The 10,810-nt window shown below is 47.4% G+C and carries 12 protein-coding genes; 4 read left to right on the top strand and 8 right to left on the bottom strand.

Features of this window, described 5'->3' with window-relative positions:
• The 4 genes from PF479_RS01180 to PF479_RS01165 form a co-directional block, all read right to left on the bottom strand.
• Positions 1-779: DUF2807 domain-containing protein (locus tag PF479_RS01180; protein ID WP_298001402.1), on the bottom strand; the 779-nt coding region annotated here is incomplete at its 3' end.
• Between the two features lie 127 nt (positions 780-906).
• Entirely contained in the window at positions 907-2,094 is a 1,188-nt protein-coding gene (locus PF479_RS01175; RefSeq protein ID WP_298001400.1) for an NAD(P)-dependent oxidoreductase, read from the bottom strand.
• A 117-nt stretch (positions 2,095-2,211) separates the two neighbouring features.
• Positions 2,212-2,526: a carboxymuconolactone decarboxylase family protein gene (locus PF479_RS01170; RefSeq protein ID WP_298001398.1), complete on the bottom strand. Its 315-nt coding sequence runs from the start codon at positions 2,524-2,526 to the stop codon at positions 2,212-2,214.
• A gap of 200 nt (positions 2,527-2,726) precedes the next feature.
• Positions 2,727-5,837: a glycoside hydrolase family 2 TIM barrel-domain containing protein gene (locus tag PF479_RS01165; protein WP_298001396.1), complete on the bottom strand. Its 3,111-nt coding sequence runs from the start codon at positions 5,835-5,837 to the stop codon at positions 2,727-2,729.
• Between the two features lie 194 nt (positions 5,838-6,031).
• On the opposite strand from PF479_RS01165, the gene PF479_RS01160 reads away from it, so the two are divergent.
• Positions 6,032-6,844, top strand: coding sequence for an AraC family transcriptional regulator (locus PF479_RS01160; protein WP_298001394.1), 813 nt, complete (start codon positions 6,032-6,034; stop codon positions 6,842-6,844).
• Here PF479_RS01160 and PF479_RS01155 read toward each other — a convergent pair.
• The 4 genes from PF479_RS01155 to PF479_RS01140 form a co-directional block, all read right to left on the bottom strand.
• Positions 6,823-7,050 (bottom strand): hypothetical protein, encoded by a 228-nt coding sequence (locus PF479_RS01155; protein WP_298001392.1) that lies wholly within the window; start codon positions 7,048-7,050, stop codon positions 6,823-6,825. The genes PF479_RS01160 and PF479_RS01155 overlap by 22 nt on opposite strands.
• 28 nt (positions 7,051-7,078) lie before the next feature.
• Positions 7,079-7,453, bottom strand: a complete 375-nt coding sequence (locus PF479_RS01150) for a C-GCAxxG-C-C family (seleno)protein (RefSeq protein ID WP_298001390.1) — start codon at positions 7,451-7,453, stop codon at positions 7,079-7,081.
• Positions 7,454-7,556: 103 nt separating this feature from the next.
• Positions 7,557-8,207, bottom strand: coding sequence for a hypothetical protein (locus tag PF479_RS01145; RefSeq protein ID WP_298001388.1), 651 nt, complete (start codon positions 8,205-8,207; stop codon positions 7,557-7,559).
• Between the two features lie 132 nt (positions 8,208-8,339).
• Complete coding sequence (locus PF479_RS01140) at positions 8,340-8,744, bottom strand: hypothetical protein (RefSeq protein ID WP_298001386.1); 405 nt, start codon at positions 8,742-8,744, stop codon at positions 8,340-8,342.
• 174 nt (positions 8,745-8,918) lie between these two features.
• Here PF479_RS01140 and PF479_RS01135 point away from each other — a divergent pair, with 174 nt between their 5' ends.
• The 3 genes from PF479_RS01135 to PF479_RS01125 form a co-directional block, all read left to right on the top strand.
• On the top strand, positions 8,919-9,530 hold the full coding sequence (locus PF479_RS01135) for a LemA family protein (RefSeq protein WP_298001384.1): 612 nt from the start codon (positions 8,919-8,921) through the stop codon (positions 9,528-9,530).
• Between the two features lie 13 nt (positions 9,531-9,543).
• Positions 9,544-10,218, top strand: a complete 675-nt coding sequence (locus PF479_RS01130) for a TPM domain-containing protein (protein ID WP_298001382.1) — start codon at positions 9,544-9,546, stop codon at positions 10,216-10,218.
• A 1-nt stretch (position 10,219) separates the two neighbouring features.
• On the top strand, positions 10,220-10,810 hold a 591-nt coding region (locus PF479_RS01125; RefSeq protein ID WP_298001380.1), incomplete at its 3' end, for a TPM domain-containing protein.

Genomic DNA, 10,810 nt, shown 5'->3' with positions numbered 1-10,810 from the left:
TGGGTTCCGTCTTTCAGGTTGACATGTCCACTGCCTGTAATTTTCATAAAAGCATCCTCGGCCATCAGTCCGCTGCCGTCAATCTCACCGGAGCCAGTCGTCTGGAGATCTGCATTTTCTACAAACCCGGATATCCTCATCCTTCCGCTTCCTGAGAGTCTGGCCAGGAGAGCTCCGGATCGGGTTGAGCCTTCAAAATCACCTGAACCCGTCAGTTTGACCTCCAGGGTCGAGGCCGAGGATTCAGGAATAAAGATGGTTCCGGACCCCGTAGAATGGATGAGAACCGGCCCCTTCGAATCCAGAGAGTTCAGGCTTATATCCCCTGAACCGCTGGTGGAAAATTCTGCAGATCCTGCTTTCAGGTTATTCAGGATGATATCTCCCGAACCGCTTGTCCTGATAAGGGCGGTAGAACTATTCCAGGAATCCTCCGATCGGATTATCCCCGAGGAACTCAGTTTCAGGGATTCCCAGTAGGGCATGGCTATTCGTATTTTGACCGTATCGGAATTCTTGATCCACGAGCCTCCTGTGGATCTAATGGTCAGTGTCCCCCTGTCATTGTATACCTCTATATGGCGGGCCACTTTCTCGGGCATATCTATATCAACGCTTGTATCAGGACCCCTGATGATTTCTGTCTGGGCTGGGATGTGGATGGCGATGGAATCAAAAGACCCCAGTGGGGCTGGAGATTCTGAATCATTCTGGCCATATGCCGACAGGGTGCAAAGACCCATCATCAATATCATGAACACTAAACTGAACTTTTTCATAATCACCTCTTGATTGGGATACTACTCTTTAAACCCATAAGGTCCGTGAAAATGTCACAAAAAAGGCGGAAAACCCGACTGTCGCCCTGGTTTTCCGCCTGAATGTGTTTTTTTGATTCTTTTGATTTTATTTCAGAACTGCCTGTATGAGGTTTTCGATAGCTCTGATCTTTTCCATGACTTCTTTCGATGGTTTGTCATCCAGTTTCAATGTGCACACTGCAGCACGGCTCCCCGAAAAAATGGAGTTTTCCATCTCTTCAATATTGATACTGGCGATTCTGAGAACACCCAGCACGGCTGCCAGAACACCAACCCTATTATAATGCCGTACGACAAGATTGTAATGGGCCAGGCTCTTGTCCTGGCTGTTTACCTGATGCAGAGGCTTTCCACTGTCCCGGTAGGCCTGAACAATCCTGACCACCTCTGATGCGATGGCCTCCGAGGCCTGATCGGTAGAGGCTCCGATATGATGGGTCCCGGTAATCAGGGCTGCCAGCTCTGAGTCATTAAATCCTTTATCGGTAGCTCCCGGTTCATTTTCATAGACGTCCAGGGCGGCCTTGATCCCCTTGGATTGAATCGCCTCTTTCAGGGCTGGCGTGTCTACAACCTCTCCCCGGGAGGTGTTGACAAATATGGCACCCTCTTTCAGGGAGTCAAACACCTTTTTGCCAATCGAATGTGTTGTGTCTTTACCGGCGGCCAGGTGAATAGACAGAACATCCGCCCTGGATGCCGCCTCTTCGGGTGAAGAACAGTAATCCACTCCCCATTCCTTCGCCTTTTCCGGGGTCATGCTGCGGGACCAGGCGGCCACTTTCATCCCAAAGGCTTTGCCTCTGTCGGCTGTACCCCTTCCGATGGATCCCATTCCTATGATCGAGAGAGTTCTGTCTTTTAAACCTGAGGCATTCCCATAAAGCTTTTTATTCCAAACACCCTGTCTGAGGTCCATGGTGGCGTCTGCAATCCTTCTATCGGCGGCAATGATCAGACCCATGGCCAGTTCGGCTACGGCATCCGAATTCTTTCCCGGACAGTTGGCCACATGAATTCCTCTGGAAGAGGCTTCTTCCAGATCGATCGTATTGACCCCTGCTCCGGCGCGGATGATCAGGGAGAGGCTTTCTCCCTTCTCAATGGTCTCTCTGGTCACCTTGGTAGACCGGACAATCAGTATTTCCGCATCCCCGACGGCCGCCGGTAGATCCTCTGCCGTAAGGCCCGGCTCAAATCGAATACTGGCCCCGAGGGCTTCCAGATCATTTTTGGTAGAATCTGATAATTTATCAGCAATTAGTACATTCATAAAATCAGAATAGTCCCGATTTTCTCAGTTGTAAAGTTATTAATTGATCAATTAATCAATTTAAGTCGGAGGATTTAAGGATTGGATCAGAAAGCCGCCTCTCCTTCTGAATCGGTCTTATATCACAGTTTTTCTGAAGATCATCAACGCCGACAACATCCTGGGAAAACCGGCACTGGGGGCTATGAGAAGTATGGTGTGTTCAATTTCTTCAGGAGTACAACCCGCTTTCAGAGCTTTCTCAATATGTGTCTGAAGGGCATATTCATACTGGGAGGAGGCGGAGACGGCAATCTTGACCAGCCATCTGGTTTTCTCATCCAAAGGCCCTCCTGATTCATGAAGGGTTTCTCCAAATTTTTCATAGGATTTAAATACATCCGGATGTTTTTCCTTGAAATACTTCAGGTTCTCCAGTCTTTTCTTTTTCATACTCATATCAATATTATAGGACAATCATGGTAGAATAACACGGTTAAATGAATATGCGAAGCCTTATTAAGATCCCCATCCTCTCATATTGAAAACCTCCGGAACTCACTGATCCATCTGTACCTCAGGCTCCCGGCCTGGCTCTGGCCGGCTTTCCTTCTCTGTTTCACCGGGTCTGCCCGTCAGTGAGGGGACACGAATTACATTTTAGAAATACTGATATAAAATCCAAATTGATAGACCCCGGGGGATAGCTCATATTCCTTCCGTGTCTGAGGTCCGCAACTACCTGTACCCAGTCCTCTTTGAGCCAGATCCAGAGTCAGCCAGGTTTCCTCTCTTCGGGGCAGATCCGTCACATGCCGGGCTGCATAGAGATCCCCGGGGCTGTGATGAAGTGCAGAAAATTCAAAGGCTCTGTCGGCTTCCACTCTCAGTGTCTGTTTGCCATCACTCAGGCTCATCCACCTGGTAGCACTATGGTTACCGCACTCTTGAGGAAGGATATAGGGAACAAACTGATCTGTTACACTCTGATCATATCGGCCGAAAAAGGATGAGGCATCCCTGTCTGAATAGTTTTCCAGGGGGCCTCTGCCATACCAGCTCAGCTGCTCAAATCCAGCCCGGAAGGACATAATCAGGCCGACCCGGGGCAGGCTGGGGAATTCTGGTGGAATACGTATTTCTGTTTTCATGTATATTCCGCCCTCTTTCTGTGGAATCAGCCACTGAATCATCTCAAGGGGGGGCAAATGATCCGCAGCCTGGTAGGTTTTGTGAATCTCCAATGTCATTTGACCCTGAAAATCTCCTTCCCTGGTTTTTATATGCTCCAGTTTCAGCCTGTCCAGACCGGATTTAAGCCATTGCCCCAGGGGTTTGTCTTCCTGTCCCGACCATTCCCTGATCCCGTCATTGTCAGTCGCTGCCCTCCAGAGATTCAATTCAATCCCGTCTTGAAGAAGGGGCATCCCGGTTGCATCTTTGAGGAGGAGCCTTCTGTCCTTTATCTCGGCTTTTATTCCTGTCGTTTCAAGGATACCATCCCCGATCAGTGCTTCCGGATCACCTTTATCGGGGAGTCTGGGGATAAAGCTTCCTGCCAATGGGAGTTGTTCCATGGCTAATATATGTCCTGCCGGACACCAGCTTTGCTCTTTCCTGACGGAGATCCGGATGTTCAGGAAGTATTCACTCCCTTTTTCCGGTGAAGGCAGAGCACAGGGGAGGGGGATCAGTGATTCTTCTCCTGCTTCCAGTGGGGGGAGAGGCAGTGAACCTGACAGGATGGACCGGCCATTCACAAGGAGTTCCCACTCCCCTGAGAGCCATTCCAGAGTGGTAAAATCCTGCTTGTTTCGAATTCTTAAGGATGTCGGATGCCCCTTGTCCTCTTCCAGTGAAATCTTGATGGGCTGTTTCAGGTATTTGCACTCCCAGAGGGCCGGATGGGGTGTTCGATCAGGCCAGATCAGGCCGTTGATGCAAAAATCAGAATCATGTACCCCTTCGTTATAATCACCGCCGTAGGCCCAGTACTCCCGGCCATCCTCGGTTCTTTTAGTCAGTCCCTGGTCCACCCAGTCCCAGATAAATCCACCCTGGAGTCCCCGGGTATTTTCAAAGGCCTCCCAGTAGTCCTTGAGGCTGCCGTTGCTGTTGCCCATGGCATGGGAGTATTCGCAGGCGATGTAGGGACGGTGATCCTCCACTTCTGTGGCAAAATGAACCATCTCTTCCACCGTCTCATACATGGGACAGAATATATCTGTGGCAAACGCTCCCCAACCGGCTTGATGCACCGCATGACCCTGGCCCCATTCGGGATGGACCGCGCCCTCATAGTGGAGTACCCGTGTGGTGTCAAAACGGCGTATCCAGCCGGCACAGGCGTCATGATTGGGACCATAACCCGATTCATTTCCCAGGGACCACATGATGATGGAGGGATGATTCTTGTCTCTGTGCACCATCCTCTGGACTCTGTTCAGAAAGGCGGCAGAAAAGCGCGGGTCACGACAGATCTGGTCATAATAGTCATGAGTTTCAATATTAGCTTCGTCCACCAGGTAGATTCCGTATTCATCACAAAGGTCGTACCATTCGGGAGTGTTGGGGTAATGGGAGGTTCTGACGGCATTGAAGTTGAACTGTTTCAGCAGTTCAATATCCTTGATCATTCCCTCCCTGCTGACTGTCTTGCCCGTATCGGGTTCATGTTCGTGACGGTTTACACCCTTGATCATGACGGCTTTGCCGTTGATCAGAAGCTCTCTGTTTTTTATTTCCACTTTACGGAAACCGGTGCGGCAACTGACCGATTCTATCGCAGTTCCTTCAGGATTTTGGAGTGTCACCGTCAGTGTATACAGATGGGGGTGTTCGGAAGACCAGAGCTCTATACCCTCCAGTTCCAGGGTTCTCCTGATTTCACGGCCTCCCTCTTTATCCGGATCTGTGAGTCTGACATCCCTGAATCTGGTAGTTCCCAGATCGGGGCAGTCGAGTATTTTATTTCCATCACCTGTATAGAGGGCGGCCGACAATTTGTAAGGTCTGTCAGTTTCCAGGAGGGACTCTGTCTGAACAGTAATCTCCATTTTACCCCGTCCTGATTCCATTGGTTCGGCTTTGACAAATAGATCGGCAATTCGAAAAGTATCTGTTGAATAAAGATAGACATCTCTGTAGATACCGGCCATCCACCAATGATCCTGATCCTCCATAAAGCTCCCATCAGACCAGCGGATGACCACAGCACAGAGGCTGTTAATGCCTTCTTTTACATAGGCGCTGATGTCGAATGCTGCAGGTGTTCTGGAATCTTTGCTGAAACCTACTTCTCTGCCATTGATATAGAGGAAGAACGCACTTTCAACACCATCAAAATGGATGATTGTCCGCCTCATCGCCCATCCATCGGGCAGTTCAAAACTCCGGTGGTAGATTCCCGTGGGGTTTTTTTCGGGTACATGAGGCGGTTTTATGGTGAAGGGCATCTGCACATTGGTGTACCAGGGAGAATCTCCTGTATCTTCCATTGTCCAGTTGGCGGGAACCCTGATCTTCCTGCTTCCTTCGGGTAGGACCATAATATCCTGGGGGACCAGGTCTTCAGGGCGTGATTTCAGCAGGAAATCCCATTCACCATTCAGCTTCTTAAACCAGGGGGATTCTTCAGGTTTTCCTGACAGGGCGCTCAGGGCATCAGGAAAGGGAAACAGGGTCGCTCTGGGAGATATGGTACCTATAGATGTCAGCTCGGGCTGAATCCAGGGTTTGTGTATTGCCAGGGGTGAAAAAGACATAAATGACTCCTTATATAGATCCTGATGGTGTTTGAATGACTCGGGATAAACAAAATATTTCTATTCTATTACTGGTTTATCATAGCTCAGAACAGGACAAAATGGTAGTTTTGGTATATATAATGTGTAATATGGTATTTCCAGGAATTGAAAACATTCAGGAACAGCTTATCTTCCGCTCTCTGGGAGAACCAATGCGGAGACAGCGTATCGGATGTGGTTTTATGCACAAGAAGGGAGTCACCGCAGACCAGCTGAATTCCCGGTTTTCCACCTATGCCCTGGTCTATGTTATCCGGGGGCGGGGTGATTACATTATTGAAGAAGGGCAGGAGGCGGGACAGAAAATACCTCTTGAGGCGGGAAGCCTTTTTCAGAGGATTCCGGGAATCTCTCACTCCACCATCCTTGATCCTGAAAGCGACTGGCTGGAGTGCTTCCTGGATCTGGGGGATGACATCTATCAGGCCCTTGTTTCCATCCGCGTTGTCATTCCAGGTGAACCGGTTTCCTGGATTCCCCCCGGCAGTGCCATAGAAGAGGATTTTTTCAGGATGATGGTCTCTCTTAAGGCAGCACCAGAGAGGGATCTTCCCCACACAAGCATGGAAATTCTTCAATTTTGTGCCACCTTGCTTGAACGGGCCAGAGAAGGAGACGATTCACTTTGGAACCGGATAGAGAAAAGTTGTCAGGATTTTATCTACATGCTGGATCAGCGTGTGGATTTAAGGGAATACTGCCGCAGCAATGGATGGGGATATGAGTCCTTTCGCAAAACTTTTGCAAAGAAGATGGGTGTCTCTCCCGGGCAATATATTATTCAACGACGCATGGATGAGGCCTGCAGACTTCTTCGTTCCAGGCGTTTGAGCGTCAAGGAAACGGCAATGACTCTAGGTTATAAGAGTCAATATGAGTTTTCAGCCCAGTTTAGAAGGACTATAGGATGGTCTCCCCGGGATTACAGAGGAGCCAGCCTGAATCAGGCTTTGGATATATTATAATCTCTGATCAGTTTTATAATCAGAAGTGCCAGGGGTACAAAATGGTAAAAAAGGTCAAATATATCGATGGCTTTTTTCAGGGTTCCTTCTTTGAGCATGATAAGCTTTTCCACCACATGAGGCATGGGTGTAAAGGGTGCCAGCAGCATCAGAACTGCGGCTATGATCAATAAGGGGTATTCAATTTTATCCAGAAATGAAAACATAATTTTCTCCTCGTTATCTTTCAGGGAATCAGGATGCTGTGTGCACCGGAAAAACATAATTCAGGAAGCGTCCTGCCTGGAGAACACAACCGTTGCAGCTCAATTTTTTACCCTTCCGTATTTTTTTGCAGACTATATCTCCCGCTTCCTTCCTGAACCAGGATTCAAAGTCATCCTTTAGTTCTGGTTTATGATTTTCCAGCAAATAGGACGCCGCATAATAGGCGCCGCAATACTTTTCAGGGGCTTTTCCATGACCATACTTCTTAAAATCCAGGACAAGTTCACTGTCCAGATCAAGACCTATGGGATGGTATGTTTTTAGTATGGCCTGGGCGCAATTGACCCGGACTTTTTTATTTTCATGGGTAAAGTGTTTAAGGGCTTCATTCTCTCTGTCCAATGGAGATCTTCCTTTTGTTGTATTAGATGAATTGAATATATATAAAATAGAATATAATGTCAATTCATTTAATACAGTGAAAATAACTCTTGATCAGAGAGGATCAGTGTGATGAAAAACTTGTCAGTTTATGTTTGTTTTTATAGTCTGAAATAAACTCCAGGTACAGTTCCTTCCATATCTCAGTCTTATAGGTTGAGTCCCTGGGGCTCGTCATCCCGGCAATCTGGCATTCAGCGCCATCCAGAGGAATAATCCAGGTTTTCATATGGACGTCCTGCCAGGAGTAGGTCCTGCCGTTTCTGCCTCCCAGAGTCGGCATGTTATTAAAAACATCGGTTCCCGCCATGATGACGATGTCTGGTCTGAGGGCAGACAGGACTTCCTTGTATATCTCCTGACCCTGCTTCCACATGGTTTTATCAGGTGGCGAGTAGCCGTCGCTGAGGATTCCCTGAAGGAACTGATGGTAACTGAGGCTGTTCCAGAATTTCTTCCTGTCCAGTTTTAAACCCCCTAAACCGGATTTCCAGTGTTTTCCTTCTGCAAGAACCGCTTCAAGAGCTGTGAAGAAGGGGTCATTCCCCTTGTTTTTGATCAGATCTGTGATGTACTGTTCTATAGTTTTATCCCTGTAACGGGCATCGTAATAACTCCGCCCGATGACAAGAAGTCTGATATCGTCCTTTGTTCCGTAATGACTGCCGATCCATGGCGGGTAATTGACCGCTTCTGTGAAGCTTACTCTTCCCATATTCTGCTCCGTTGATCCTGATCCTCATTTTCATGAGCCTTACTAAAGTCTATCAGAATCCGTAAATATTACAATTCAAAAAAAAATGAGACTCTATTTGAATTCATTATATGTCAAAGCAGTCAATATGTCTTAGTTCTCTTCGCCTACTAACCAGAGAGACAGGAGGATGACCAGTTGAGGGGCCATTGCACCAAGCCAGCGGATAAAATCCGGTTCAAGGAAGTTGGAGACAAAGAAACTAAACACGATATTGATCAGCCAGAGTATACAGATTATCAGATGAATCACCTTAAAGAGACCGGGACTCAAGGCAACAAACAGTTTCAGAATCAGTATGATCCCTGCTGCCAGCTGCACAACTCCGAAAATGCTGGGATACAGATTGTTGGATTTCCCGAACATCTTGTTCAATCCCCGCATGAGTTCCTGACCTGTTGATTGATAACCATTTAATGCCATGATTCCGAAGACGATAAGAGAGACTCCCAGAGTCAGCTGGAGAAAATATCTGGTACCTAATTGTTTTTGCGCCATTGCCGTTCCTTTTAAATTATTGGTTGGATTGGATTTTACAGAAATACATAATAATTGTAATTCATTTTTAGGGAGAGTACAATTTGTTATGATTCCTTAAAAGATCCAGGAAGGATGCCGCTTTTTAATAGACCCTATCGCTCCTTCTGCTTATATTTGATAAGGAGGAAAATTATGAATAAAAAAATAAAAGTCGGATGGATCATTCTGGCCGTTATCGCGGTTCTGATTCTGATGGGCTTTTCTTCATTTAAGGGAACATATAATAAAATGGTGACCCTGGATGAATCAGTCACCGCATCCTGGAGTCAGGTTGAGAATGTGTACCAGAGACGGATGGATCTCATCCCTAATCTTGTGAATACAGTGAAAGGTTATGCCTCTCATGAACAGGAGACATTTGCTCTTATCACCGAGGCTCGCTCCAAGGCGGGAGGAACCCTTCAAGTTTCCGATGAAGTCCTGAATAACCCTGAAAGTTTTCAGAGGTTCCAGCAGGCTCAGAGTGAATTGGGCAGTGCTCTTCAGAGGTTAATGGTCGTCTCTGAAAATTATCCCGAACTCAAGGCGGATCAGAACTTTCTCGCTCTCCAGGATCAGCTTGAGGGAACGGAAAACCGGATTGCCGTGGAACGAAAACGTTTTAATGAGTCAGTTCAAAGCTTCAATATGTATATTCGTCAATTTCCTCGGATCATGATTGCCAATTTAATGGGCTTCGATGAAAAAAAATACTATCAGTCAGCTCTGGGTGCGGATCAAGCTCCCACCGTTTCATTTGAATAAAAAGGAGTCATCTATGAGGAAAAGTATTCTCACCCTGGAAGAACAGGCTGATATAGCCGAAGCCGTCAAAAAGGCCGAATCTTCCACCTCGGGAGAAATATCGACGGCACTGATCCCCGAAAGCTCAGACTATGCCTTCTTTGAATTGAGGGCTTCTATATTTTTTGGAGTTCTGATTTATCTGATGGAACTCCTGTTTTTCAAACAGTTCAGTACTCTCGCTTCCTCTCTGGTCTGGAACAGCCCGGAATGGTATGTACCCATGAGTATGGGGCTTCTCAGCTTCTTCGCCGGTAGTTTGTTCTACTTCTTCAGCAATATTCCAGCGGTAGATCGAATCATTATTCCAAAAAAAATCATGAAGACCAGGGTGAGAGCCAGAGCGTTGAGGCATTTCAGTGAATCCGGAGTCTATGCTACGGCTGAGGGCACGGGCATCCTCCTTTTTGTCTCTTTTATGGAACGTCGGGTAGAGTTGATAGCCGACAAAGGGATCAGCTCTAAAATTCCAGCTGAGGAATGGCAGCAGATCGTTACAGACCTGAGCGCCAGCATTGACGATAAAAAACTTTCAGCGGGACTTCAGAAAGCCCTTACCCGCTGCGGTACATTGCTGAATGAACATTTTCCCGGAACCGAAGATGATATAAATGAATTGAGTGACCGCATCGTCATTCTGGAGGAATAAAATGAAACATAAAATTACAGCTCTCATTCTGTTTATCTTTTTTCTTCCTTTTACGGTCATGGCCCTGGATGTGCCGTCTCTGAAGGGCCGGGTCAATGATAATGCGGGGATTTTTTCATCCTCACAGAAACAGAACCTGGAGAGTACCCTCGCAGCACTGGAAAATCAGACCTCTATACAGATGGCCGTTCTAACGATTCCCAGTCTTGATGGGGAAGATCTGGAAGGATTCTCAATCAGGACCGTGGAGAAGTGGAAGCTGGGACAGAAAGGGGAGGACAAGGGCATCCTCCTTCTGCTGGCATTGGAAGACAGAAAGGTCCGCCTGGAAGTGGGGTACGGCCTTGAATCTGAATTGACAGATGCAAAGACAGGCTACATTGTCCGGGAAGTGATGATTCCATATTTCTCCAAAGGGGATTTTGCTGGGGGAATCATTGCCGGTACGGCGGTTGTTACAGATGTCGTCAAGGGTGATAAGGATATCAGCGCCGAGGCACTCAGCCGTTCCCAGACGAGTCAGAATCGGCCCACAGGACGATCCTTACCGTTTCCCTTTATATTCATCCTGGTTATGATTTTTTTCAATTCC

Source organism: Oceanispirochaeta sp., from assembly GCF_027859075.1.
Classification (GTDB): Bacteria; Spirochaetota; Spirochaetia; order DSM-2461; family DSM-2461; genus Oceanispirochaeta.
This window is presented reverse-complemented; position numbering and strand designations above follow the sequence as displayed.